This is a genomic window from Ruegeria sp. ANG10, assembly GCF_040705255.1.
In the GTDB taxonomy this organism is placed as follows: domain Bacteria; phylum Pseudomonadota; class Alphaproteobacteria; order Rhodobacterales; family Rhodobacteraceae; genus Ruegeria.
Window position 1 is genome coordinate 142,943 of sequence record NZ_JBFCVU010000006.1, and the last position, 24,521, is coordinate 167,463.

Consider the following 24,521-nt stretch of genomic DNA (forward strand, 5'->3'; position numbering starts at 1 on the left):
GATTACCGTGGTAGCCTCTCTTACAGCCTTACGTGCCTTTGACGCCGCCGCCCGGAACGGTAGTTTTCGGGCAGCCGCGGTGGACCTTACTGTGACCCCGACAGCGATCAGTCATCATATTCGCGGATTGGAGGAGCAGCTTGGTGTCAAGCTTTTCAGGCGCGAGGGTCGTGATGTCGCCCTGACAGAAGAAGGCAGGCGTTTGGCCCATGCGACCAAACAAGCCTTTGGCCTGTTGGATAATGCGGTTCTATCCCTGCGGCGAAGCGCGCGCAAAGCGGTGCGGGTTTCGGCGGGACCAATCTTTACCGCGCGCTGGCTCATGCCGCGGATCAGCGATTTTTGGGAAGCCCATCGCGAGATCGAATTGGAAGTGGTGCCAGCTCTTCATCCCGGCGCGCACGAACGCGAGAATGTCGATATCATAATCCGCTGGGACCGCATCGCCGACATGGCAGAAGATGCAGTCAAGTTGCTTGAGCTTAGCCCGGTCGCCATAGCATCCGAAAAATTTGTAACCACACGGGGTCCCATCGATCATCCCAAGGATCTGTTGACCCAGCCCCTGTTGCATCAAAGAAATCACTGGGGATGGCGCGACTGGTTTGAGGCAATGGACGTTTCAACAACCAACCTGCTCTACGGGCCGATCTTCGAGGACGCAAACGTACTGCTGCGCGGCGCTGCCGAAGGTCAGGGGGCAATCATCGGCTGGCTTCCGTTGATCGACCAGGATCTAGCAGAAAACAGAGTCGTACGGATTTTTGACGAGCGTATCGCCCCGACCCATGGCTATTTTATCGACGTCCAACACACCAGCAGGACCCGTTCTGAGGTTCGAGAAGTTGAGGAATGGCTTGTCACACAATCATGATTGACACGTGCATCAGTTGTTGAGCGAGAGGCCAGAGTGTTTTCATGAAGCTGCCGATCCATAAGTTGTGTCGCGCACTTTAGAGCGGCGTGACACATTGTTGTGGCACAAAATGAAACTGCATGCGTATTTCGCGCAGTACAGGCTCGGCGTTCCTTTCATTTGTTGGATGCTTTAGCGCTTCGAACCCCAATTTGCCGCGTCTCGGTCGATTCCATTGCAGGCGGTGAATTTCACCGGGTAATTTGACAGATCACATAACCGATGCTTACCTGAGCGCGACGCAACACAGGTAATCTAAATTTCCAAGCATTATCAGCGCCCTGAAGCACCAATCGTGGCGCCGTTAAAGCCAGACTTGAACCCTGGAGAACTTAAGATGGAATTGATCACTGAACAGCTCCGCGCCTTTCCGATCATGGCGCTATTTCTCTGTCTGGGCCTGGGATACGGCGTCGGCAAGTTCCGGGTGGGCAAGTTCGAACTGGGTGGCATCGCCGGAACCTTGCTGGTGGCCGTTTTCGTGGGCCAGATCGGCGGTATCAACCTGAGTACGGATGTTCAGAACGTCTTTTTCTCGCTGTTCATTTTCATGGTCGGCTACAATGGCGGGCCGCAGTTTTTTGCGGCCCTGAACCGAACTGCTCTGACCAAGCTGCTGGCAGCGTTCATGATGACGCTATGGGGGCTGTTCTTCGTCATCGTCGTGGCCCGGCTGGCGGGGTTGGACAAAGGGCTGGCGGCAGGGCTAGCGGCCGGCGGGTTGACGCAGTCAGCGATTATCGGCACCGCTGGCAATGCCATCGACTTGCTGGGGCTGGCTGCGGATGAGGCGGAAAAGCTGAAAACCAATATCGCGGTGGGGTATTCGGTTACGTATATCTTTGGCTCAATCGGCCCAATCCTTGCGGTCAGTGTCATCCCGATCATCATGCGTGTCGACCTTCGGCAAGAGGCGATCAAGCTGGCCCAGAAACTCAGCGGTGGTGGTCGCAAGCTGGAGGAAGGTGAGTTCCTTCCGATGAACCGATTTGATGCCCGCGCCTATCAGGTGAACGCAGACGCTGCGATTGCAGGCCAATCGGTCATTTCCATCGAGGGCATCTATGACGGTGATCTGGTTGTTGAAAAACTGCTGCAGGACGGCGTCCCAGTGGATCCGACGCCGGATATTTTAATCAGTGCAGGGGACGTGATCGTGGTTTCCGGCTTGGTCGGAACCCTGACTCAGTTCGAAGGTACAGCCAGCGGTGAAATCGGAGAATACCCCCCCGAACTGACCGTTGTGGAAGAGCGTCGCAATGTCGTGGTCACCAACCGCAAACTGGCCGGCAAGACACTGGCGGAATTGCGCGAGGCGTTGACGGCGGATCAGCGGCGGGGGGTTCATATTTCAAAAATCACCCGCATGGGCCATGAGGTGCCAGTGCTGCACAACACCGAAATCCACGCGGGCGATGAGGTCAGTATCGTCGGTCACAAGGATGATCTGAACCGGGTGGCCAAAATGGCGGGCTATGTACCGCCCGCGGCCTCGGTCACCAACTTCATTGCATTGGGGATCGGTGTGGCAGTTGGTTACCTGATCGGTGAGATCAGCTTTGTCATTGCTGGCACGAAAGTGGCGCTTGGGTCCGGTCTTGGTTGCTTGGTAACCGGGCTGATCATCGGGTACCTGCGCATCCGGCGGCCCAAGATCGGTGGCATCAATCGTGGGGCTGCGAACTTCCTGCAAAGCTTTGGTTTGGCCGTGTTCGTCGGGGTCGTCGGGCTGAACGCGGGTAAGCCCGCGCTTGAAGCCATTCAACAATACGGGATCACCTTGCTGTTGCTGGGCGTCGTGGTCACGCTGATGCCGATGATCGTGCAGTTCCCGATCAATTATTTCGTCTTGCGTATCAAGAATCCGGTCGAGGCTTGTGCGGTGGTGACGGGGTCGCGGTCGGGCAATCCGGGCTTTGCAACGCTGCTGGAAAAAGCCGGGAACGCGACACCAACACCCGCATTTACCATGACTTATGCGGTGGCAAACATCTTCCTGACACTCTGGGGTCCGTTGGTTGTGGCATTCGTGCCGTAAGCTACATCAATACAATAACGACGACCGAACCCCACAAGGCCAGCAAGACGTTGCCCACGGCATAGCCGAGGCCATAGCCCAGCGTAGGAACCTGACTCTGGGCCGCTTCCTGCACGGCGGCCAGACCGGGGGCCGAGGTGCCTGCTCCACAGCAGGTGCCCGCCAGAACGCCCTCGTTTATGCCAAAAACCTTGCACCCGACAACGACCGCCGATCCATGAGCGAGCAGCACGATGGCCACCGACCCAAAGATCAAAGATGGCCCGCTTTCGATTACCCCGGTCACAAAGCTCGGCCCCGAAGTGATGCCCACGCAGGCCACAAACACGCACAGACCCAACGAGTCGAAAATCCACAGCGTTGCCTCGGGCACAAAGCCGAATGTGCGATGGACCGAGCGCAACCACCCCGCCACCAAACCGCCAAGCAGCACGCCGACAGACGTCCCAAGCCCCAACTCAATCGCGCCGTATTTCAGCGCGGGGATACCGATCAACCCACCCATCAGGATGAAAAAGGCGACAAAAACCATGTCGGTCTTGCTGGTTTCGCGGTCCAGATAACCCAGGCGCGCGGCGGCATCCTCAATATGACTGCGAGTGCCCGAGACGGTCAGCACGTCACCCTTGTGCAGGGTCACGCCGCGAAAGATCGGCAAACGCTCGCCACTGCGCATGATGCCGCGCAGGTAAATTGTGCGCGCTTCGGGCCGGGCGGACAGTTCAGCCAGGGTCTTGTTGACCACCTCGTTGTTGGTCACGACAATGTCGTTGGTTTGCACCGGTAGGTCCAAAAGTTCGGGGTCTTCAACCTCCTCCCCCAGTAAGGCGGTGTGTTCGATCAGGTAGGATCGCACGCCGGCGATGGCGGCAATGTCACCCTCTTGCAGCACCATATCGCGCGTAGTGGGCAGGATCTTATTGCCCCGGCGGATACGATCGAAGAATGCGCGGACATGTTCGGGCACGCGGGCCTCAAGCTCGGAAATCTTGTGGCCGACGAATTCGGGGTTGATACGATATGCGCGGGCTTCGAAATCGCGGTGTTCGGACACCATAGGGGCATCGTTGCTGTTCAGCCCGGCCTCGTACTCTGCGCAGGCCTCTTTCAGCGACCTGCCATAGAGCCTGGGCGCCAGTTGTGTGTGGAAAAAGATGGTCGCAATGACCCCGACGAAGTAAGCCACGGCAAAACCGGTGGCAATCTCACCGTCGAAAATGGCTTGCGCGGCCTCGTCGGCGCCAGCTTTGGCAAAGGCGTCGATGGCAACACCCAAGGTCGCGCTTTCCGTGACACCGCCCGCTAAAAGCCCCGCAGCAATTCCAACGGACAGCCCCATAAGTGGGGCCAACAGCACCGCGACCAACAGCGCCACAACACAAAGCAACACTGTGATGGCAATCTGCGGCAACGCACCAAAGTTCAAAGACCGGAAAAACTGCGGCCCGGTTCGGTACCCAATGGAGAACAGAAACAGTAAAAAAAACGCCTGTTTCAAGTCATCTGAAACGACCACTCCGGTCTGGCCGACCAGAACACCGGCCAGAAGACAGCCCGCCACCGATCCAACTGTAAACGAGCCGATGGTGATCTTGCCCAGTGCATAGCCAAGGGCAAGGCTGCAGAACAAGGCCAGCGCAGGATGAGGGCCCAGGATCGACCCGATCAATTCCATGATAAGCTCCCCTTCCCTGCGGCTCTGCCTCAGCCGTGTAGCGGCAATCCTTTCGAGGCCCGATAAGCCTGTACATAGCCCACAGCCACCGCCCGCACGGCACGTCCAATCTGGCGATAGGCGCTATCGTCCAGATTGGCGAAAGAAACCCGCGCCGACCAGTTCGGTGCATCAAAGCCCGACCCATTCAACAGCACGATCCCGTGGTCCTGCGCCAGCTTGAACGAGATATCCAGCGGGTGGACGTTTTCCTTGATCCACGCCACCACCTCTTCGCCAACATATTTTCGCAGCCAGAATTCAAAATCAATGATGCCGTAATATTTGTCGAACAATGGGTTATCGGGCACGTCGATACCCATCCCCTCGACCAGTTCATCAAAACGATGCTTCAGGATACCCCAGCAGAACTTCTGATATCCCTTGTCCTCGTCCATCAATTCAACCAGCGAAAACAGCGTCATCATTACCTGCTGCGGCAGCGACAGGCCTGCAGTGTGGTTCAGTGCAACATCGCGGCTGTCGGCGACGATCCGGTCGATGAACTTGAACGACGAAGGATCGGGGGTCAGCGTCTCGTACCGCGCATTGACGACGGCCTTGGTTTCCTCCGGAGCCTCGGCAATCATCTTGTCGAAGATGTTGTTTTCGGCCACCAGAATGGCCCCCAAACGCCACCCCGTGCAGCCAAAATATTTAGAGTAAGAATAAACCCCGATGGTGTTCTCGGGCAGATGACCCATCACCGACTGAAAATTTGGAACAAAGGTGCCATAAACATCATCGGTCAGGATAATCAGGTTGGGCCGCCGGGTTTTGACGAACTCGACCAGTCGGGCCATGACCTCGGGACTGATGGCGACCGAGGACGGGTTGCCCGGGTTGACCAGGAACAACGCTTTAACTTTTGGATCGGCTAGCTGTTCAAGATCGTCATCCGTTAGTTGGAAATGGTCCTCTTCTTCCGAGGATACGTCCACCACGTTCAGCCCGTAATCTTCAAGCACCGGCATTTCCAGATAGGGTGTGAAAATCGGCGTGCCCAGCGCAATAGTATCGCCCGCATTCAGCAGCCTTTGGTTCTTGAGAGCTTTGAAAATATAGCACATCGCGGCGGTGCCGCCTTCGACCGCGTAAATGTCAAACTTGGCATCAGGCCGGTGCCCGGCGCACATCGCCCACATCACGTATTCATGGACGATGGCTTCGTTATGCGCCATGCACCGGTCCGGCATCGGATAGTGATCACCGACAATGCCATCGGTCAGCTCCAGCACGAAATCGTCTGGGGTGAAGCCGAATTTCTCAATCGCGAAATCCACCACAGCGGCCAGAGTATCCGCGCCCGGAGGGCCGTTCTTCGCGATCGAGTCCGCGCAATATGCTTTGAGACGATCATAGCAGCCCGGTCCCTGCGGCATCCCTGCCAGACCGACCTGCGCTTCGTTGCGATGGCGCTGTGCTTCGGTCATGGCGAACTGACCCAGTAGGAAAAACGCCTCGCGCGCTTTGGAGGCGATCCAGTTCGGATTTCCGCGCCCCGCGTTCAAATAGGGCAGCGCCATCTGACGTGACTCTTTCTGCGCCAGTTTGATCAGTTCATCTTTGATTTGAAAAGGACTTAGGTTTTCGAACTTATGCAGGTCCAGTGTTTCTGACATGGCATCAAACCCTTGCGTTAAAACAATCGGAAAAATTCTATCGGATCGTACGCAAGGATTCGCATGTGTGTAAACTGTGTAGTCAGTCTCTGACGTTGGGGTAACTGCGCAGCTGTCAGTTGATCCGGGCCGACGCCGCCAGCGCACCGGCCAGCGCATTCTGAATCTCGCCAGGGAATTCCCGCCCCTTTTCATGCAGGCCTGCGGCAACCCAGCCCACAGTATGCCCCCGGCTGCCAATGTCATTCGCCCGAACTACCGTTGGCGACATATGCTCGACACTGACCAAAGCCATCGACCGCTCAATCTCACTTTCGGTCAGCACCATTTTGACAGCACTGAAAATATCCATCGAAACCTGCAAGGTCTGATGCTCAAGCCGATGCGCCGCACCGGTCAGCACGCGGGTGCAAAAGGCTGAAAGGAAATACCAGCGAAAAATGGAAAAGACACGGTCCTGCAACTCGCCATGTACTGCGGCACCATCTTTGGCTGCGCGAGCGACCCGTTCAAACGCGGCCTCGGCGGCTTTGGATGCCCGAAATATCTCGCGCTCGCGCTTTGCGATCGAGATGACGCGTGGTGCAATCTCTGTTGCGGCTTCGTGGGATTCCAAATTCATAGATGTCCTCCAGCATTAAAGTCTAATGAGGACATGGAAATTCTTAAGGAAATCCGAATGCGATTTAACGCCATTTTTTCAAAAAAACATCCCTTTGTTGGCTAAACTAAAATGTCACGACCGGCTATTTAACACAAACATAACTGGCCGAAAGGATACAATTTCCGGCAGGTTTGTTGAAATCTTGCACGTTGGAATTGGGGCAAATCGCGCGGTTTCGACCGAAAGATACATAGAACTGACATGATCTTGTAATAGTTATGCCCATTTCCGCATCTATGAATACTTAATCCTGCTGATCAGTTTACGAGTTTGAATTTAACGAGGGGGTACGAGCGGGACCAGGGGGTGAGCGCCTGACCAACCGGGCTCGCCTATGGGCAGAGCAGCTCCCCCCGCCGCTTACGGCCACATTTCACTGCGCCCATCCAGAAAATTGACCGACACACAATTTTGCTATGCCCACGGTTCTGGCCTTCATCGATAAAAAGCCCAATACTCGGATGAAGAGAACTCATCTGAAATCAGACAATGCTTCCCAGATCATCATGTCCAGACGCCACTATAACCTGCCGCCCCTGACCACCTTGTCCGCCTTCGAGGCCGCCGCGCGGCATCTGAGCTTTAAGAACGCAGCCGAAGAACTGTCGGTCACGCCGGGCGCGGTCAGCCACCAGATCAAGGCGTTGGAGGGCGATCTGGAAACCACGCTGTTCCAGCGCAAGCATCGCGGCGTTGATCTGACCGAAGACGGCAAGGCGCTTTACGAGGCGCTGTCGTCCTCATTCTGGCGTATCTCGAAAGTTCTGGCAACGATCCGTGACCGCAAATCTGGCGGCAAGGTCACGGTCGGATCGACCACGGCAGTGGCGGCGTTGTGGCTGTCACCCGCCGTGATCCGATTTTGGCGCGAAATGCCGGACGTCAACGTGGATCAGCTGTCGCAGGATCGCCCATTTCGGGACCGACCGGATGTGGACTTCTTTATTCGCTACGGGCGCGATCCCGACCCGAACTTGACGCACACACCCCTGTTCCGCGATCACCTGATTCCCGTCGCAAGCCCCGAGGTCGCGGACCGATTGGCTGGTGCTGACCTCGACGCGCTGGCAGCCGAACGCTTGATCCACATGGCCTCGGAAGACCGCACTTGGACCACCTGGCCGGAATGGTTCAAACAACTGGGATATGTGGGCACCATCCCGATTGACTCCAGGGTGAACAGCTATTCGGTTGCCCTGCAACTGGCGCGCAAGGGGGCTGGGCTGACGCTGGGTTGGCAACGGCTGATCCAGCCGATGCTGCAATCGGGAAAGCTGGTCGCCATTGGCCCGCACTATCTGACGGCGCCCAACCAATTCTACATTGTTGGCCGCCCGGACGAAGACCTCTCGGACAGCGCCCGCGCCCTAAAATCATGGATCATTCAAGAGGTTCAAGACGGTTCAGTTTAGATCAGGTCACCCAGGGGTGAGGTTTTCTGATATTGAGAAAGGGCCACACCATCCGCCAATACGGAAAGGTACGCATCCAGCAACCCACAGGAGAGCCCGATGAACAAGCACAGCGCGCTGTCATCCGTTCTGAACGATGTGACCATCGCAAATGGCCTGCCGAATGAACACTATATCGACCCGGTTGTTTTTGCCGAAGAAAAGCGCTCGGTCCTCTTTGCCAATTGGTCCGGGATCGGGTTTGGTCTGGATGTCCCCGAGGTAGGCGATGCCAAGCCGGTTGACTTTCTGGGCATGCCACTACTGATCGTCCGTGATCGTGATGGAGAGATCGGTGTATTCCAGAACACTTGCCGTCATCGCGGTATGATCCTTGTGGACACGCCCCGCAAGATCGAAGGCGCGATCCGCTGCCCCTATCACAGCTGGTGTTACAGCCTGAAAGGTGAGCTGCGCGCCACCCCGCATGTGGGCGGCCCCGGTCAGAACAAGCACGAAAACGTCAATCACAAGGATCTGGGGCTGGTGCGCGTCCGGTCGTATGTCTGGCGCGATGTGATCTTTGTGAACGTAGACGGCAACGCGCCGGAGTTTCAGGACGCTCATGGCGCTCTGCTGGAGCGGTGGAAGGAATTCGAACATCCCCTGCATGACGGAGGCGAGATGGCCTCATTCAAGCTCGAGGTCAAAACCAATTGGAAACTGGCGGTCGAGAACTATTGCGAAAGCTATCACCTGCCTTGGGTGCATCCCGGCCTGAACAGCTATTCCCGGCTGGAAGATCACTATAACATCGAAGCCCGCGGGCATTACTCCGGTCAGGGTACGCTGGTCTATCGGCAGCTAAAGGATCAGGACGGCGCGACCTTCCCCGATTTCGAAGACCTGAGTGACAAGTGGGATGAAGGCGCGGAATACGTAGCCTTATACCCAAATGTCCTGTTGGGGGTGCAGCGCGACCATGCCTTTGCCATCTTGCTTGAGCCGGTCGACCACGAAAACACCGTCGAACATATCCGGCTGTACTATGCCAAAAGTGTTGAGGACACGCCGCATCTGGACGGACTACGCACCACAAACGCACAACAGTGGCGAGCTATTTTCGAAGAAGATGTCTTTGTTGTCGAGGGCATGCAAAAGGGCCGCCACGGGGTAATGTTCGATGGCGGACGGTTTTCACCCGCAATGGACGGGCCAACCCATAACTTCCATCACTGGGTCGCAACGCAGATCGAAAACGGACGGGCGGAATAACCTCTCAGCCGGCCCCTTTTGGCAGGAGGTCCAATGGAAAAAGACGAATTGGATCGCCTGCTGTTAAAGGCTCATGAGCAGAGCGATCATGCTGCCCTTATCCACTATTACACAATGGCTGCGGATGAGTGCGAGGCGGCGCAGGATATAGATGCCGCCTGTTTTTACCTGACCCATGCCTTTGTCTTCGCGCTGGAATCCGGTGCGCCCGAGGCCGAGGCACTTAATGCACGCCTTGTCGCGCATGGTCGGGCGCATCGTCTGGAGTTTTAGGTCAATGCCACGTCAGGGCGAATGCAAACCAGGCCATCCAAACTTTATATGACCCCACGGGAACCTGTTCAGACGTCTCAGGCCCCCTATAGTCAAATGCAACCGTCACGGTCGCTTTGGGAGGGGCAGGTGCATGACGCACAGCGCGGAAATGCTGATTATTGGTGCTGGGTTCTCGGGGCTGACCATGGCAATCGAGGCGCGAAAGCGTGGGATCAGCGATATAGCCATTCTTGAAAAAGCGGGCGATATTGGCGGTACGTGGCGCGAAAACACCTATCCCGGTGTCGCATGCGATATCCCCTCGCATCTGTATTCAATGGCCACGCACCTGAACCCGGATTGGAGCCGCGCCTATGCTGGCGGGGCCGAGATTCAGGCGTATCTGCAAAAAATCTGCCGGGATGAGGGCCTTTACGACCTGTGCCATTTCCACCAGCAACTGAAATCCGCGCGCTGGGAAGGGGACCAATGGCAGGTTGAAACCGAGGGCGGGCAGCACTGGACGGCGCGCTTTTTGGTCTCGGCCATCGGGGCACTGCATCTACCGGATGTGCCCGACATACCCGATGCTGACAGCTTTCCCGGGCCCAAGTTCCATTCTGCCGAATGGGATCACGACGTGGATCTTGCGGGCAAACGCATCGGTGTGGTTGGAACCGGCGCCTCAGCCGTTCAATTCGTACCTGAAATTGCGAAAACGGCGGCCCACATCACCATCTTCCAACGGACCGCACCCTATGTCCTGCCCCGCCCTGACGGGCCAATTGCACCTTGGGTTCGCCGCCTCTATGGGCACATCCCGATCCTGCCCCGGATACGCCGCAAACTGATCTACTGGATTTTTGAGTACCGCCACCGTGTGTTTCGGGGTGAAGATCGGATGGTCAACTTTGCCATGAAGATGTGGCGAAGTGGGTTGGAGAAAGCGATCACTGACCCCGAAGAACGCAAACGCCTGACCCCTGGCTACAGGATCGGATGCAAACGTATCCTCAGTTCGAATGACTGGTACACGGCCCTTGCGCGGGACAATGTGACAGTAATTCCGCACGGGGTGGCGACGATCGAGGGGGATCAGATCATCGCCGTGGATGGCAGCCGGTCTCAGGCCGACGTGCTGATCTGGGGAACAGGTTTTCGTGTGACCGACGTGGTCGAGCGTCTGGATGTCACCGGAACCGATGGCCGAACCCTGCGCCAAACGTGGGCCGATGGGATGCAGGCCAATCTGGGCACTGCCATCGCAGGTTTTCCGAACTTCTTTATCTTGTTGGGACCACATACCGGATTGGGCCATAACTCGGTCGTGCTGATGATCGAAGCACAGGTCCGCCATATAGGTCGGGTGCTGGATCAGATGCAGCGCAACGGCTTACAGGCCATCACACCTGACGCCGCGAAACAAGAAGCCTTTACGCAGGAAATGCAGGACCGCCACTCAGACAGCGTCTGGCAAGCGGGCGGCTGCACCTCGTGGTATCAGGATGCCCAAGGCCGCAATACCACGCTTTGGCCCGGCACCGTATCCGAGTATGAAAAGCGCATGGCCCAATCCGGGCTGGAACAGTATCACCCTGCCCCTCCCCAAGCCGGAGACCGTTGACATGACCACTCTTCTGACCATCGCCCTGCTAATCGTCGCATTTCTTGTCGGCATGAATCTGTGGACCCGCAAACTGACTCGCCAAGGCCAAATCCGAGTTCCGCAGCTTGGGACCATCTCGCCGGTGAACGGTGGCAGCATCCATTATGTCGAAAAAGGCGATCCGTCGAAGCAGACCCTTGTCATGATTCACGGGCTGGCTGGGCAGTTGCAGCATTTCACCTATGCCTTGGTCGATATGCTGGCCGATGACTATCACGTCATCGCTGTGGACCGGCCCGGCTGTGGTTATTCGACCCGCGACAGGGCCGATCTGGGCCGTCTGCCCGAACAGGCGCGCATGATACAAGAGTTTCTGGACAGCAAGAACGTCACCGACGCTGTCCTTGTGGGCCATTCCTTGGGGGGCGCGGTGTCGTTGGCCATGGCGCTGGACCACCCAGAAAAGATCAAGGCCCTGGCTCTGCTGGCCCCCCTGACGCAAGTTCTGCCTGCGACACCCCAGGTTTTCAAACCACTGGAAATCCGCACGGAATGGCTGCGCAGCCTGATCGGCACCACAATCGCCGTACCAGTGGCCGCCAAAACTGCACCACACACTCTGGACGTCGTTTTCGCCCCCGACCCTGCGCCTGCGGACTTTCTGGATCGTGCTGGCGGCGCGCTTGGACTGCGCCCGTCGGCCTTTATCACCGGGTCGCAGGACGTTGTGGGGATTGATGACAGCATGGCGGCGCAGGTCGCCCGCTATGATGAGTTAGCCGTACCCGGCGGCATTCTATACGGCACACAGGACGCGATACTTGCAGCCCACGCGCACGGCGATCCAATGATCCAGTTCGGCCTGTCAAACGAGTGGATTGACGGGGCAGGTCATATGATCCTGATCACGGCACCGGACACATGCGCCGCATTCATCCGCCGGATCGCAGAAACCAAGTATTCCGAAATCAAGACAGCGCCCGAGACGGTTTGAACGGCGTGGAAAAGAATCCGGCTTTGACCGTGTTTTCCCTCTTGACCCGCCACAGCCCCTCGCTTAAATCGCCTCTCACTCATGGCGGAGTAGCTCAGTTGGTTAGAGCAGCGGAATCATAATCCGCGTGTCGGGGGTTCAAGTCCCTCCTCCGCTACCAAAACCTCCCTGATAAATCAGATGGATGCGCGAATATTACGTCGCTCGCACGTGCTCCAAATGTGCTTTGGGTGACATTTTGGGTAACAGCAGACGAATTTTGCGTCACGCACCGGTTCGCTGTCTGCCGAGATGAATTGCACAGTTCGATGGGTTTATTGGGACTGGCGGTCCAAAAACTCCTTAACAATTTGATAATCGAAGGCTGCGGGTCTGCCGATCAGGAAACGCGAAGCGAAATAATCAACAACAGACTGATCCGGTTTCAATGCCGCCTTGATGTCTTGTCTGATTTGCCTAAGTTGATCGGCAGTTGGTTCGCTGATGCCATCTCTTTCTAAGGCTGCTGACACCATACGCTCGAGACGCTCACCTTTCGCACGACCTTTACAATGTTGCTTTATGTATCTGAGTAGGGTTTGAAAAAAAACTCCTTGGCAATGGAAGAATTGCATCTGATCCTTCAGCGTTGCTTCAAATGAGGTTGTCACGTTGGCGTTCTCATTGACCGCTCGGTAAAACTCAAGTGTCTGCTGCTCTAGAAAACCAACGGTGACCTTTTTTTCAGGCGCAATGAAGAAATAGGCCGGTACAGGCTGCGAGAGTGAGACTTCGCGATACAAGTGCAGGCCATAGCAAAGCGCGAACACGCAGACGAGATTGTTTTCGGTCGCGACGTTCAGTTGCCGCATATGATCTATAATATTCGACCAAGAAATACGGTCACCACTGGGAGCGAGAAGCAGACCCTCCTCCGCTGTACCGTGCGCGTCGACGTGTAGAATTGGCCTGAGACCCTCGCTTCTGGCCCGTGCAGTTATCTCGTCAAAAACAGCCTCCAACTCAGCGGTGTCATGCACCGAATATTGAATGACAGGAAAACCGGCAGCGGTACTAAGGTCTTCTAGGATTCGTCTTGTCGGACCGGTCTCCTCCTCCGGCAATGACTGCACCCAAACGACAGTGTTGACTTGCAGAGGCTCAGAAATGGCCAGACCCGAAGATGATTTGGTAAGCATGCTGATAGACTAATTCCTTCATGCCCGTTCATCTATGGCGCAGCAGCGGTCTTTGCAGCCAAATGCGAAGAGTAGTGCTTTAGGACGTTCTCAACCCTTGTAAGAAAGTCCTCGAAGCCCGAGAAATCGACCCCGCCCGCATTTGCCCTGACAACGGCTTCGGCAAAGACGACCTTGCCATACTCAGAATGATCCGCGTGTTCCTTCTTGGGGTTGAACGTTTTGCCGCCCAAGACCGTCTTGAGAAGGGTCGGGTCAAACAGGGATTCGATATCCTTAACTGCTGGCGGTGTCCCTTCGGGGACTTTCACCAGATAAAGATTGAGCCCGAGATGGTAGAAGGGGTCGGTCGTCGTCGTAGAGACAGTTTTCCCGATCTTGGATTTCGCGTTTTTGATGACAGCTTTTAGACCGTCATCGTTGTCACATAGGATGATGACCGGATGCGCCATGGGCTTGTGCGGAAATTTCTTGAGCATATTTGCGTATTGGGAAATCAGTGAGCCTTGCCCGGCTGCGCCATGACCAAGGTTCAGAATATCGCGTGATGTGCCCGATGGCTTCAGGAAATTGATTAACCGTATAACCTTGCCGTCATCTTCCTTTGCGAGCAGAGGGAACTTCTTCACCAAGGCCCGGATTGCGCATTGCAGATAGGTAATATCAGAGACACCCTCTGTCACAATCAACGGAGCATTCGGTGCAGCGAAGTATTTGTAAAATAATAACTTCCTATAGAGCTCTTCCGGCGCTCGCGGCGGGTTAAATTCGCCTGCTGATACGGCAAGCTTATTCACCTTAGGTTTCCGGTCGCGCCGCGATTTCACAAAGTAGATGTGGGAGAGTGTGCCTTCCAGCGGGTTGAGGTTGTCGGTCACGTTAGCCGGGTCGTCGCCCGGCTTGAAGTAATACCCGGTCTGGAACACAGAATTGCACATCGCACGTGCTGCTCGGTAGTAGTCCTGATTGATATTGGCCTTTTCGTTTACAACAAGCCCGGTGACGGTCTGACGGGAGCGTCGCAACGACATTCGGGTCTTTGTTGGATTAATGAAAAACCCCGATTTCTCTATCGTCTTTTTGAGCTTTGCGCCCACATCCCAGTCAGCGCCATGCACATTTACAGCGATCTCGGTAGGGAAGAGCTTTTCATTGGTCGAGAAGGTCAGATCATCCGCATAGCGAGTATAGGTGCAACGCGCATCGCGGGCGAGCGCAAGCAGCCTCGAGTCCAGAATATTCCCTATCAGGTTGGAAATGACCGGAGAGCAGGAGCTTCCTTGCGGCAGCGCGTTTTCATGACAGGCAATCTGGGCGATGATCGTTGCGACCTTCGGCTCCAAGGCGAACATTGAATCGTTTATGAAGAAGCCACGCACTCGCCCGAAATTTATGGTGCCGAAAAAGTCCTCCAGGTCAAGATTGAAGACAAAGCGCCGCCGCCTGTGTACCTCAGCGTTAGAGACGATGGTACGGCCCTGATGGAAACCGTGAGAGGCAAACCAGAAACGGGAATGGTCCTTTTTACGCTCATTAACGCATTCATAGAGTAATTCCGCCAAGCGGCGTTGTAACAAGGCAAGCTGTGCTTCGGGAGCATGGATGACGCGGGCCCCGCCGGATTTCTTGGGAACCTCGAAGGTGCGATATTTCTTGGCTGCATCCAACTTATAGAGGACGTAGCTGGCCCCTTTGGGCGTGAAGCCGAGCAATGTAGCCAGATCGGTGAGGCTTTCCGACTTCTGTAATTTTCCAAGTGAACTCAATTGCCTGTACTCTAGTTTTTGGTGCTTACGGGCACTCTTAAGCGAGCGTAAGCGATACACGGGAAAGCCGATGATACCGCAAGGGAACCTGAAGGTAAGCAGCATGCCTACCATTGTTGTCATTTGCCGCGATGCGCAGCAGGAAGTCTGCCCGTAAGCCCTTTTGCTATAGAAAAAAAATGGCCTGCGTTGCAAGGGGCATATACAACTACTTGTGGCTTTTAAGTTATGTGCAGCTGTTAAGTTCGCTTATGCGAGACGAACGCGCTGATACTGTGCACGATGCCAAGACAAAGTCCGTGTGATATACCCGAAACTATACTTTGTTTCTGGATAGTAATTCGACCTCAAACTCCTCTCCAATTCGAAGGTGGCTTGGCTTCCAATCAGCATCTGAGGGGCGAATTTCAGCGGCTTCTGTCCAACGGAAACCTTGTTTCTCGACTGGTGCAATGTCGACGAGCGAATGACTAGCCAGTTCGCGTATCCTCTCCACGTCTCCAGCGGTCGCGCGCCCATTTGCTATAACCCGCGATGAAAAAGTCACTTGGACTAGTTTCCATCGTTCGCCCATCCGTTTGGCGACTTCGAATTCATTGCGGGAGATGAGTATGCGGGCGGCCGTGGCATTTACGGCGGCTTTTATCTCCAGTCCTAGGGTTCGAGACTCTTCGTTGTACTCTATGTCATAGCCAAAACGATCGGATATTAGCGAAACATGTCGTGCATGTTGACCAACCCGACGCAACGCAGACATTATCGCAAGTTCTCCGGCGTCGCCTAGCAGCTTTCGTAAGTGTTCATCTGTCTCACCATACACCTGCTGATGCGCAGTCATTACGATCTCTTCAAGATCGTCTCCTAACCAGGCAATCGCATCAAAGTCTTGTTTCGGGATGAACTCAGGTGCCAAACGACCTTCATTTACAACTGCTCTGAGCCAATCTGGAGGTCGGCTTCGCAGGAGCAACCGAGCAATACCTTTTAGAGTGGTCAGGTCAGCTTCCCGATCCAATCTGGCCAGGCCTCTTCCTATCACGACACAAGATTCAATTCTGGCTAGGCCGGCGTCCAAAAGTAGATTTGCTGTTCCGGATAGATCTAGCGAGGCGGCCATGTGCGTTGGCTTGTCCAGCGCTGCCACAATCCATGCGTCGACGTCTGAGCAGTTCCTTACCCTTGCGCTATACGCCAAGAGAAAAACTGCATGACACCTACCTCTGGTAGGGAGGTCACGCATTTTCAGCTGTGATATGCGTGGCAATTGCTTGAAAGTCGTCATCAAATGCGGGGGTGCCTCCCGCGCCTTCGTCGGCTGACGGCAACGCAATTTGGACAAGGCCAGGATCGTCCATTAGCAATGAAAGCGCGCTCACTTTCTCGACCAATCTCCCATCTACTGAGTCGTCGATTGAACCCGCGCTTATAAGCAATGTGAAACGTGTAACTACATCATCATCCAGCCCAAGCCGATGAATGCGATCTTGACTCTGCAGAAAGTGCCCAGCGTTGAATGTTCTGTCCAAATAAACCGCATGATGGCACCAATAGTGTAAGCTAACACCTTCACCACAAGCTGCGGGATTTGCTAGGAGTACAGAACAAGCCGGGTCGTGCCGAAATCGTTCGAATTCACGTTCGCGAGTAATGACCTCGGCTGGTGCCATTTCGTCAGAGGGCACACCACCATGAACAATAGCTGGTTGATACTGGTCCAATAGACGGGCAAGGGCCTTAAGGTTTTTTACAAAACTGGACCAGATCAGTATTTTCTCGCCCTTTTGAACTGCTTCTTTCACGATTGAACAAACTCGCTCGTACTTCCATGGCTGTTCGAAGCTACTGTAACGGGCGAGCAAATCGGCTAAGGGTTCATGTCCTTGAAGTTCCAACGGCGGATGCAAAAATGCCGGATCATCACCTTCGTCCGAACCAGCCGTAAGCAACATTGGATTCGTTGCAGCCTCCAAAAGGTACATTACGATCCGCCCCAACCTTTGCATCTCGTGACGGCCTCGATCAGGAAGGGAAAAAGTCGACCTATATTGACCTAGCAGAGCGTCGTAAATCGCCGCTTGAATTGGCGGCATAGGTTCTCGCACTACTTCAAAACTCGTCGGAGGTAGATCTAACTCGGCCTTCGCCGTACGTACGAAGTATCGTCTTATCGCGCTGTTCGTTTCTATGAGAACGTCTTCATCTCGGCCTTTACGTTCAAAGTACGCAGCGTCTGGAAGCACCTGCCTGTCTTGCCCCGGGAAAAGGAAACTTATCAATGCAACTAAGTCGAAAGCGCCCTGGGGTGCCGGAGTTCCTGTAAGTACGTCCCGACGACGAGCTGCGTAGGCAAGGTCTAGGACGGCTCTCCCATGCACGCCAGCCGCACCGCGCTTTACCCGATGTGCTTCGTCTAGAACCACTTGCGTTGGTTCTGCAGCAACGAAGGATCGGACTGTATCATAGTCGCTAGCAGTTCGATTATAGTTAGATAGCAAGACCTCGGTGTTAGTCGGTATGACGGTTCCTGCACCAGCGTGGATCAAAAGAAGCGGTGGCTCTTCAAAGCATTCAACAAGTTCCTCCTTCCATGCACCGAAGGCGGCGATTGGCCCAATGACGGCCAAGCGTCGGACTACGCCACGAGCGCGCAAAACAGCGTAGGCAGCTAGTGCGACGGTAGTCTTTCCTGCTCCCGGCACAGAAAAATCTGCCCCATGAGGAAGGCTAACAAGCCTAAACAGATTTCTTGTCTGGAAGCGTCTGAGCTTTCGTTTGAACCCAGCTTGCGAGAGCTCAAATTCTAAAGCATCAAGCGTGGCGTCGTCGGCTGCTCCCGCTTCGACGACGCCTTCCCGTGCAATGCGGTCTGACGCCATGGAACGGAGTTGATCGGACAGAGTTGGGCCCGGTTGGACACGTTCACCGAAAACATCTCTGAGCTCACGTAGGACGCTCAATTCCGAAAGGAAGACGTCCGCGTGAACAACCGTCCGACGAGAAGAGCCAGAGTCGATACCACGCGCCAAAGCCTCTTGAAGACGCGCCCAAGCACCTGGGTTCGCCGCGTCATCGCGTTCGACTATGACAGTAGGGCGGCCTTCGCGATACAATTCAGCGGTGATCATTACAGTGTCTCTATTTGGCCTATGGCTGCCTTGACCTCTGCAATTTTTTCTTTGAACGCATTCTCATCCCACTCACTATGTGATCTTGCTTTCGCTAGCGCCGCTCCGGCTCGATTGATGTTTTCTTTCGCCAGGTCCAACTTCTTGGTTGGTGCTACAACTGCCTTAGCGTCCTTAACATTTTCACTCGCTTCCTTTGCTGCCGCATCAACCGCGCTTTTTACGGAAGTCAATAGCTGCTCAACTGCGACCTGTTCACCAGTTGGCAAGGTGGCAATTTCTTCCGGCTGTTGAGCGGCTAGAAAAGATAGAACAGGACTAAGGTCTGCTGTGCTTGATCCATTGCCTTCACCAAGAACATCGTCCCACAAGTCAAAAGAAGTCTCAATGCTGCTATCGTTGGCGTTGTTAAGAAGAGATTTTAAAAACAAATCGTTAGAGAACTCCTCTTGGACAAATTCAACGGCATCACTCCTTCTAAGATGCCTTAAGTCGCGGTAATTTGTCCCCGCAAGTGTTCCAAGAAAATATACGCTGCGAACGGATGCGGCTTCCTGCGGTGACTTACCACGAATATGGATTGCCAATTCTCGAAAAGCAGAGTTATTGCCTACAAAGTCCGCATGAAACTTTTTCCCATGAGATAGTGCAACTAACTGGTGAAGTTGCTGAAGTTTTTCGTACTGCTCTTGAACTTCATCCTTCTCAAGGCGCATTCTTTTCGCAACTTTCTCCCAATTCTTGTTCGATGATTCAAAAATCTCCTCTATCAGAAGGGCTTCATTGACCCATGAATATTCTTCCCGAAAATCCTTTGAAACTTGAAGCTCTGTCTCCAGATCAATCAATTCGTCCTTTGTCGCATCTGCGGGCAGAACAAACGCACGAATATAACGAGCGTTTTCAACATGATTATCCAACCACAATTTTCTCAACGCGGCTGCCCGGCGATTACCATTTATAAGAATTCCTTCGGCGGTCACGACCGCAGGTTCTTGCTGCCCTCTGTCTTCCAAATCACTCTTAAGTTCGTCGAAACCACCTTGGTCCGACAAAATTTTCAGCTGAATGGCTTGAGCCTGATCTCCGAGCGGATCCCCCGTAAACAATTCAGCATTGCCGCTCTTACGTATTTCGCGGTCCTGTTCGGCGCGTGTCCTGTGATTCAGGGTTGAAAAACGCACCCATTCAATCGGCAAAGTTACGACAGGCAACTCCTTTTCCGGCCGAACCCATTGTGGCAAAAGCTGTTTGCTAGCTTTTTGTGCTCGAAGGGATAAAAAACCTGCTCGCTCTTGGTCAATTACTGGGTTCAACGTGAATCACTCCTGTACGTTGTTGATGCACCTGCGCCATATCTGGTTGAGATAGTAGTTCGGGTTCCTCGTCCTCCCTTAAGGAAGCCAATGTGTCCGGTAAAGTGTGGCACTTCTTGCTCTTTAATCCCAAAAGCGGACAGAAGAGCGACAGGGAACCGACGAGTTCGCTCACCTGACCAGTTCCAACTTGTGGCGTCAGGATTATCTAGACTGTTCCGTTCCGGCATCACCCATATACACGGGGGCGGGATAACTCGCCCCTTTACATCAATGGTTCTCATTGTTTTGGGACAAGGTCGAAGCGGGCTGCCGCACATCGCATTGTGGAAGATAACGCCGTCGATAGAGTCGCTATAGGCATCGGAGAAGAAGCGTTTTCGAAGGCGATTGACGCCTTTAGAGACGTGCTCACCTGGTTCATATTGTAGACTGTCACAAAGCCACCATAGGTAGGTTTCTTTAGCCCATTCCGGTGTGGACCAAGCAACGCTGCTATGGGCTCCGTCAGGACATCCTTTTTGAATAATTGCTACACTGCCAACGCCAGGAACTTGAAGGCGGTATACCGTCTCCTTTCCATATTCTGGCTTTTCAAAATCACTGATGGCTCCCGAGGCTACCATATAATTGAAAAGGTCAGTTAGAAACTCTCGGCGATCCGCATTACCAGCCGCAGCACTTCCCCGAATCCGCTGGATTGCAGCAGGTAGCGCGAGTTCGAAATCCTGAACAGTTAGACCATGCCCTTGTAGAAAAGCTTCGTCGCGAGCTATTGCTTTTACAGCCTCCGCCACAAGTTCGATAACCTCGTCGGGAGGCGCGCCTGGATGGTTGCACGGGGTCGCGGTTTCGCCGGCCAAAGAATTTTCCCTTAAGGTTGAATAAGTTGTTTTGCGAATTCGGTTTGAAGTAACCTGGTAGCGGGGGGATTACACGGGCTTTCCGTCTGATTTATTGATCGGAGAAAGCTTTCAATTGCCTGCTTCATTCTTTCTTGCTTCGTTTCACACTCCCACACTACCAGAACTTCCCATCCAAGGGCACGCAACTTTTCTATGTTGGACGCGTCGCGCTCTCGGTTCTTTTGAATCTTTTCCCTCCAGTAATGGGCGTTGTTCTTGGGTTGGCGATTTCCGCGCTTGCAAGTATGACCATGCCAAAAACAACCATTTACGAAAATAAGTTTTCGTCTTGGTCCGAATACCAGATCGGGTTTGCCAGGCAGATCGGAGCGGTGCAGTCGATATCTATATCCGAGAGAGTAAACGAAGCGACGGACAATCATTTCTGGAGCCGTGTCTTTGTTTTTCACAGAGCGCATTATCCGTGAACGATGGCAATCAACTTTAGTCAGCAACGCTGCCCCCGTTCTCTGTCTCGACAGAAGCTGCTCCCCCCAACGCTTGGTAGCGTCGCTGAGCCAGCCATTGGAGCCGCTTGGCCTGCGTCAGCATCACTCGACGCAGTCCCCCTTGAACTTTACGCTCCGATATTACTTGCGCTAGTCGAGAGATGATTAACGCTCGGCGCGCGATCCTGAAATCAGGGTGCGATCTGATTTTATATACTTCATTCGACACGATCCGGTAGCGCCGTGATGGAGGAGCGATTATCTGGACGCTAGGTGTCGGCGGGTCTTTCTCATTTAAAACAGCTTTGAAGGTGCTGTGTTCGATAGCTTGCTGATAAATGAGGTCTTCGAGGGCGTCGAGGTGCGCTTTGGCGTCCGCGTCGCCTGAGCTAGTGTCCTGAAATTCAGGTAACGGCCACACTTCTATTTCGTATACTTCGAAAGGGTCGAGGACCGACATAGCAACAGCGTCAGTCCGTTGATTGGTCAAATGGCGACGAATTCGAGTGCTAATCTTTTCTTTCGTTTGGCCGACATAGATCGGCTCACCATCGTAGTCAAAAAACGCATAAACACCCCACTTAAATTGACCAATGGGCCGATCAATTCCAGCTATGGGGTCACGGAATGGCTCTGCTATGAAAGCTGCAAGATTCTCTCGCAGGTCCTCTGTCTCGAAGGGAGGAAAATTGGTATTGTCCTGGTTCCGATCATTCATGAACGGAACCTACTAACTTCAAGCTACTAGCGCGAGTCGGTTTCTTATCAGAATCGGCTCAAAGATGTTTTCGGCCAAGTGCCTAACCACAGGGACCGCCACGCCGTCTCCTGCCAGCTTATAGGCATCGTTGTAGCGAGAAGGCAGAACATAAGTATCAGGCAGCCCCATGAGGGCAGCTGCCTCACGCGGTGATAAAAGGCGAGAGCGAACTTTTTTCCCCTCGACTAACATGATCGTCTGACGGCTCGAACCACCAGCTGGTGTTCGTAGGCAACCCGCGATCTCGTCAAATCTCACTTCTGCACGTTGGCGCTTAATCCCAGCTTCGTCCGGTCGAGTTCGGCGATAGATAGTGCCCACGACCTTAGCATTTAGTTCCTTGGCTGCCTCAACCTTCTTTCGGTTGTGGTCGGTCATCATGTCCAAGAGATGTTTTGTCTCTGCCTTTGTGTGCCACTTCACACCGGTTGGCCTTTCCTCGATCAGGCTGGACAGATTAATATTTCTCAACACGGGCGTGGGTAGGTTCCACCACACCCAACGCTCGGCGGCAGTTTTCGAGAGCAAGCGATGCCCTTCCAGAAGCGCAGGAGGATGCCAAAGCGACGAGGGGTCTTTTTGCATACGTTCATTTGGAATTCGGATATCGCCACGGACCCCGATCATGAAAAACCGAGGTCGTGATTGGGGAAGAAAATGAACAGCATCAACCACAACCGCCCCAAAGCGATATCCAAGTCCCGAGAAGGCAGCGGCTAGAGTAGCAAAATCACGACCGCCATTGCTCCTGATCGCGCCGTAGACGTTCTCAAGGGCTATTATCTTTGGCCCGCGACCCAACGCGTGCAGCTGCCTTACCAACTTCCAGAACGGCTTGAACATGCCGCTACGTTTTCCGGCTAGCCCTGCACCTTTGCCTGCAAGTGACAAATCTTGGCATGGGAACGAAGCCCACAGAAGGTCGGCCTTGCCGGGAATCTCATCCACTGTGACACTTGAAACATCCTTTAGCAGAAGTTGTTCGCCGCCATGGTGGTTCGCGCGATAACTCTCAGCTTTTTTGATATCGATGTCGTTAGCGAAAAGGCACTCCCAACCTGCATCAAGTCCGATGCCCGCCATGCCTCCACCAGCAAAGAAATCATAATATGTGTGCTTCATGTCGCCCTCACCACTATATTTAGTTTATCGCAGCGGATTGGGTTTCTTGCAAGCATAACGACCATTCAACTTGACGCGCGAGCGACCGATTTTGGGATCTGATTTAGGCCCCTAAGCGAGACAATAGCGGGGTTGCTTCAAAGGCTACTTTTGGAAACTCATACAAGGTCAGAACTCAAAATTCAGAAATCCCTTCCCGCACCTGTGGCAACCTACCGAGGCAAGGTGGCTGGACTTTTAGAGCCCTTTGGGAGCGAACTTTTTTGGCGTGCGGATTGCTTCGACTTACGTCAGCATTACAGGCAGAAATGAACTCATCTTGTACGCTCAAAGACCTAGTTTCAGCCGAAATTCGAAGTACTTTTCAGCGCTAAAAGTAAAAATACCAGGTGAATTCCAAAGACTGTCACCCATGTATCACCCAGACTTGTTGGCGCGCACCCGCACGCTGTCTTTAAGTTATTGATCTTGAAGAGAGATAAAAGATGAAGCACCGATCGACACGCGGATACGGAGTTTACGTGTCATTGGACACTCAATGCTTCGAACATTGGCCAATGGCGTTCTTGATTGGCGCTGCCAGGATGCCCCCTGGACCGCCGGAGCCCTGTTTCGCGGGGGTAACGTCGTCAAATTGCATAGAAGCGCCCCAGCGGCGATCTCAGCGTGTCCGGCGGCGTTTGTAGGGGTACACGAACGCTTGCCAGCAACCATCAACGCGAAGAAAGCAACCGTCTAGCACTGCTTGGTGTCCGAACCAATTGACCACCTGGATCTCTTCTAACTCGCGGTCGAGCTCCTCAAACCGTTCGATACAAGCGGACATGTCCGGACTACGGTCACCGAAAGTGGACAACACACCAACGCCAGTATCTGGGCATATGCTAATGTCGCGCACAAAGCAGTCGAGTGCGGCGTCGTAGGTCTGCATCAGTTCATCTTCTCGGATATGTAGTTTCATGGTCAGTGCCTCCGCCCAACAACAGTTTCTAGTTTCACACGAAGATCGGCACGCTCCAGATCGGACAACTTTGAGAAGTCGTACGCCTGCTGTTCTGTCTTCTGTTCGATCTCCACCGTCTGGCCTTCTTTCCACCCTGCGCGTGTTTTTAACCAAAAGATCGTCGCTGGCGTTGACCCCTGTTCGATCAGCCTAAAGAGCCGACGCACTACTTTGGCGTTGGCCAATTCAAGCCCTGTTTCTAGTTCATCTGCATAGTGCCGCTGCAAGGTCTTCATACCGATGCCCAATGCCTTTGCGATGATCGTCTTCGGAGTGCCGCCTGCCACCAGAACCTCAACAATGTGCCGTTGGTCTTCTGTTGGTTGGTGCGTTGGCATCGCCATTTCCCGCGTGTCCTTATTTTGTGATCACATTGGGATATCGCTGGCAACATACGTGAAACGCCGCATTTTCTAAATGGC

General features: G+C 54.2%; 21 protein-coding genes and 1 tRNA gene. 8 read left to right on the forward strand and 14 right to left on the reverse strand.

Annotated elements, in window-relative coordinates; translation table 11 throughout:
• The first annotated feature begins 7 nt into the window (after positions 1 to 7).
• Both AB1A64_RS14380 and aspT read left to right on the forward strand, forming a co-directional pair.
• Positions 8 to 874, forward strand: a complete 867-nt coding sequence (locus AB1A64_RS14380; protein WP_366552036.1) for a LysR family transcriptional regulator — start codon at positions 8 to 10, stop codon at positions 872 to 874.
• 379 nt (positions 875 to 1,253) lie between these two features.
• A complete protein-coding gene (aspT, locus tag AB1A64_RS14385; protein WP_366552037.1) occupies positions 1,254 to 2,954 on the forward strand; it encodes an aspartate-alanine antiporter in 1,701 nt (566 codons plus the stop codon).
• Position 2,955: 1 nt separating this feature from the next.
• On the opposite strand, the gene AB1A64_RS14390 is transcribed toward aspT, so the two are convergent.
• The 3 genes from AB1A64_RS14390 to AB1A64_RS14400 form a co-directional block, all read right to left on the reverse strand.
• Positions 2,956 to 4,629 carry a TrkA C-terminal domain-containing protein gene (locus AB1A64_RS14390; protein WP_366552038.1) on the reverse strand — a complete coding sequence of 558 codons (1,674 nt, stop codon included), beginning with the start codon at positions 4,627 to 4,629 and terminating at the stop codon, positions 2,956 to 2,958.
• Positions 4,630 to 4,658: 29 nt separating this feature from the next.
• The gene (locus AB1A64_RS14395; protein WP_366552039.1) at positions 4,659 to 6,290 is read right to left on the reverse strand and encodes a bifunctional aspartate transaminase/aspartate 4-decarboxylase; all 1,632 of its coding nucleotides are present in this window, start codon (positions 6,288 to 6,290) and stop codon (positions 4,659 to 4,661) included.
• A gap of 115 nt (positions 6,291 to 6,405) precedes the next feature.
• On the reverse strand, positions 6,406 to 6,912 hold the full coding sequence (locus AB1A64_RS14400; protein ID WP_366552040.1) for a hypothetical protein: 507 nt from the start codon (positions 6,910 to 6,912) through the stop codon (positions 6,406 to 6,408).
• A gap of 503 nt (positions 6,913 to 7,415) precedes the next feature.
• On the opposite strand from AB1A64_RS14400, the gene AB1A64_RS14405 reads away from it, so the two are divergent.
• From AB1A64_RS14405 to AB1A64_RS14430, 6 genes are all read left to right on the forward strand, one after another.
• Positions 7,416 to 8,366 (forward strand): LysR substrate-binding domain-containing protein, encoded by a 951-nt coding sequence (locus AB1A64_RS14405; RefSeq protein ID WP_366552041.1) that lies wholly within the window; start codon positions 7,416 to 7,418, stop codon positions 8,364 to 8,366.
• A gap of 99 nt (positions 8,367 to 8,465) precedes the next feature.
• Positions 8,466 to 9,620, forward strand: coding sequence for an aromatic ring-hydroxylating dioxygenase subunit alpha (locus tag AB1A64_RS14410; RefSeq protein WP_366552042.1), 1,155 nt, complete (start codon positions 8,466 to 8,468; stop codon positions 9,618 to 9,620).
• A 33-nt stretch (positions 9,621 to 9,653) separates the two neighbouring features.
• Positions 9,654 to 9,893: a hypothetical protein gene (locus AB1A64_RS14415; protein WP_366552043.1), complete on the forward strand. Its 240-nt coding sequence runs from the start codon at positions 9,654 to 9,656 to the stop codon at positions 9,891 to 9,893.
• 133 nt (positions 9,894 to 10,026) lie between these two features.
• Positions 10,027 to 11,499 carry an NAD(P)/FAD-dependent oxidoreductase gene (locus AB1A64_RS14420; RefSeq protein ID WP_366552044.1) on the forward strand — a complete coding sequence of 491 codons (1,473 nt, stop codon included), beginning with the start codon at positions 10,027 to 10,029 and terminating at the stop codon, positions 11,497 to 11,499.
• Between the two features lies 1 nt (position 11,500).
• A complete protein-coding gene (locus AB1A64_RS14425) occupies positions 11,501 to 12,475 on the forward strand; it encodes an alpha/beta fold hydrolase (protein ID WP_366552045.1) in 975 nt (324 codons plus the stop codon).
• Positions 12,476 to 12,558: 83 nt separating this feature from the next.
• A tRNA-Met gene (locus AB1A64_RS14430) sits at positions 12,559 to 12,635 on the forward strand.
• Positions 12,636 to 12,789: 154 nt separating this feature from the next.
• Here AB1A64_RS14430 and AB1A64_RS14435 read toward each other — a convergent pair.
• The 11 genes from AB1A64_RS14435 to AB1A64_RS14485 all read right to left on the reverse strand — a co-directional run bounded on the left by AB1A64_RS14435 (position 12,790) and on the right by AB1A64_RS14485 (position 24,443).
• Entirely contained in the window at positions 12,790 to 13,653 is an 864-nt protein-coding gene (locus tag AB1A64_RS14435) for a hypothetical protein (RefSeq protein ID WP_366552046.1), read from the reverse strand.
• 32 nt (positions 13,654 to 13,685) lie between these two features.
• The gene (locus AB1A64_RS14440; protein ID WP_366552047.1) at positions 13,686 to 15,542 is read right to left on the reverse strand and encodes a retron Ec67 family RNA-directed DNA polymerase/endonuclease; all 1,857 of its coding nucleotides are present in this window, start codon (positions 15,540 to 15,542) and stop codon (positions 13,686 to 13,688) included.
• A 193-nt stretch (positions 15,543 to 15,735) separates the two neighbouring features.
• The gene (locus AB1A64_RS14445) at positions 15,736 to 16,536 is read right to left on the reverse strand and encodes a DUF3883 domain-containing protein (RefSeq protein ID WP_366552048.1); all 801 of its coding nucleotides are present in this window, start codon (positions 16,534 to 16,536) and stop codon (positions 15,736 to 15,738) included.
• A 115-nt stretch (positions 16,537 to 16,651) separates the two neighbouring features.
• Positions 16,652 to 18,544, reverse strand: a complete 1,893-nt coding sequence (locus tag AB1A64_RS14450; protein WP_366552049.1) for a DEAD/DEAH box helicase — start codon at positions 18,542 to 18,544, stop codon at positions 16,652 to 16,654.
• Entirely contained in the window at positions 18,544 to 19,860 is a 1,317-nt protein-coding gene (locus AB1A64_RS14455) for a ParB N-terminal domain-containing protein (RefSeq protein ID WP_366552050.1), read from the reverse strand. Before AB1A64_RS14455 ends, AB1A64_RS14450 begins: the two co-directional genes overlap by 1 nt.
• Positions 19,857 to 20,723 carry a hypothetical protein gene (locus tag AB1A64_RS14460; RefSeq protein ID WP_366552051.1) on the reverse strand — a complete coding sequence of 289 codons (867 nt, stop codon included), beginning with the start codon at positions 20,721 to 20,723 and terminating at the stop codon, positions 19,857 to 19,859. Before AB1A64_RS14460 ends, AB1A64_RS14455 begins: the two co-directional genes overlap by 4 nt.
• A gap of 11 nt (positions 20,724 to 20,734) precedes the next feature.
• A complete protein-coding gene (locus AB1A64_RS14465) occupies positions 20,735 to 21,220 on the reverse strand; it encodes a very short patch repair endonuclease (RefSeq protein ID WP_366552052.1) in 486 nt (161 codons plus the stop codon).
• Positions 21,210 to 21,932: a GIY-YIG nuclease family protein gene (locus tag AB1A64_RS14470; protein WP_366552053.1), complete on the reverse strand. Its 723-nt coding sequence runs from the start codon at positions 21,930 to 21,932 to the stop codon at positions 21,210 to 21,212. The genes AB1A64_RS14465 and AB1A64_RS14470 overlap by 11 nt, the downstream gene beginning before the upstream one ends.
• A gap of 18 nt (positions 21,933 to 21,950) precedes the next feature.
• The gene (locus AB1A64_RS14475; protein ID WP_366552054.1) at positions 21,951 to 23,096 is read right to left on the reverse strand and encodes a DNA cytosine methyltransferase; all 1,146 of its coding nucleotides are present in this window, start codon (positions 23,094 to 23,096) and stop codon (positions 21,951 to 21,953) included.
• A 661-nt stretch (positions 23,097 to 23,757) separates the two neighbouring features.
• Positions 23,758 to 24,057 carry a hypothetical protein gene (locus AB1A64_RS14480; protein ID WP_366552055.1) on the reverse strand — a complete coding sequence of 100 codons (300 nt, stop codon included), beginning with the start codon at positions 24,055 to 24,057 and terminating at the stop codon, positions 23,758 to 23,760.
• A 2-nt stretch (positions 24,058 to 24,059) separates the two neighbouring features.
• Complete coding sequence (locus AB1A64_RS14485) at positions 24,060 to 24,443, reverse strand: hypothetical protein (protein WP_366552056.1); 384 nt, start codon at positions 24,441 to 24,443, stop codon at positions 24,060 to 24,062.
• Between the last annotated feature and the right edge of the window lie 78 nt (positions 24,444 to 24,521).

What these genes read in the sequence shown, in the direction of transcription:
- AB1A64_RS14420 (WP_366552044.1), top strand. Translation starts at nt 10,027, where the DNA reads ATGACGCACAGCGCGGAAATGCTGATTATTGGTGCTGGGTTCTCGGGG.
- AB1A64_RS14450 (WP_366552049.1), bottom strand. Translation starts at nt 18,544, where the DNA reads ATGATCACCGCTGAATTGTATCGCGAAGGCCGCCCTACTGTCATAGTC.
- AB1A64_RS14480 (WP_366552055.1), bottom strand. Translation starts at nt 24,057, where the DNA reads ATGAAACTACATATCCGAGAAGATGAACTGATGCAGACCTACGACGCC.
- AB1A64_RS14445 (WP_366552048.1), bottom strand. Translation starts at nt 16,536, where the DNA reads ATGGCCGCCTCGCTAGATCTATCCGGAACAGCAAATCTACTTTTGGAC.
- aspT (WP_366552037.1), top strand. Translation starts at nt 1,254, where the DNA reads ATGGAATTGATCACTGAACAGCTCCGCGCCTTTCCGATCATGGCGCTA.
- AB1A64_RS14475 (WP_366552054.1), bottom strand. Translation starts at nt 23,096, where the DNA reads ATGAAGCACACATATTATGATTTCTTTGCTGGTGGAGGCATGGCGGGC.
- AB1A64_RS14435 (WP_366552046.1), bottom strand. Translation starts at nt 13,653, where the DNA reads ATGCTTACCAAATCATCTTCGGGTCTGGCCATTTCTGAGCCTCTGCAA.
- AB1A64_RS14470 (WP_366552053.1), bottom strand. Translation starts at nt 21,932, where the DNA reads ATGAATGATCGGAACCAGGACAATACCAATTTTCCTCCCTTCGAGACA.
- AB1A64_RS14485 (WP_366552056.1), bottom strand. Translation starts at nt 24,443, where the DNA reads ATGGCGATGCCAACGCACCAACCAACAGAAGACCAACGGCACATTGTT.
- AB1A64_RS14415 (WP_366552043.1), top strand. Translation starts at nt 9,654, where the DNA reads ATGGAAAAAGACGAATTGGATCGCCTGCTGTTAAAGGCTCATGAGCAG.
- AB1A64_RS14395 (WP_366552039.1), bottom strand. Translation starts at nt 6,290, where the DNA reads ATGTCAGAAACACTGGACCTGCATAAGTTCGAAAACCTAAGTCCTTTT.
- AB1A64_RS14440 (WP_366552047.1), bottom strand. Translation starts at nt 15,542, where the DNA reads ATGACAACAATGGTAGGCATGCTGCTTACCTTCAGGTTCCCTTGCGGT.
- AB1A64_RS14390 (WP_366552038.1), bottom strand. Translation starts at nt 4,629, where the DNA reads ATGGAATTGATCGGGTCGATCCTGGGCCCTCATCCTGCGCTGGCCTTG.
- AB1A64_RS14400 (WP_366552040.1), bottom strand. Translation starts at nt 6,912, where the DNA reads ATGAATTTGGAATCCCACGAAGCCGCAACAGAGATTGCACCACGCGTC.
- AB1A64_RS14405 (WP_366552041.1), top strand. Translation starts at nt 7,416, where the DNA reads ATGAAGAGAACTCATCTGAAATCAGACAATGCTTCCCAGATCATCATG.
- AB1A64_RS14410 (WP_366552042.1), top strand. Translation starts at nt 8,466, where the DNA reads ATGAACAAGCACAGCGCGCTGTCATCCGTTCTGAACGATGTGACCATC.
- AB1A64_RS14425 (WP_366552045.1), top strand. Translation starts at nt 11,501, where the DNA reads ATGACCACTCTTCTGACCATCGCCCTGCTAATCGTCGCATTTCTTGTC.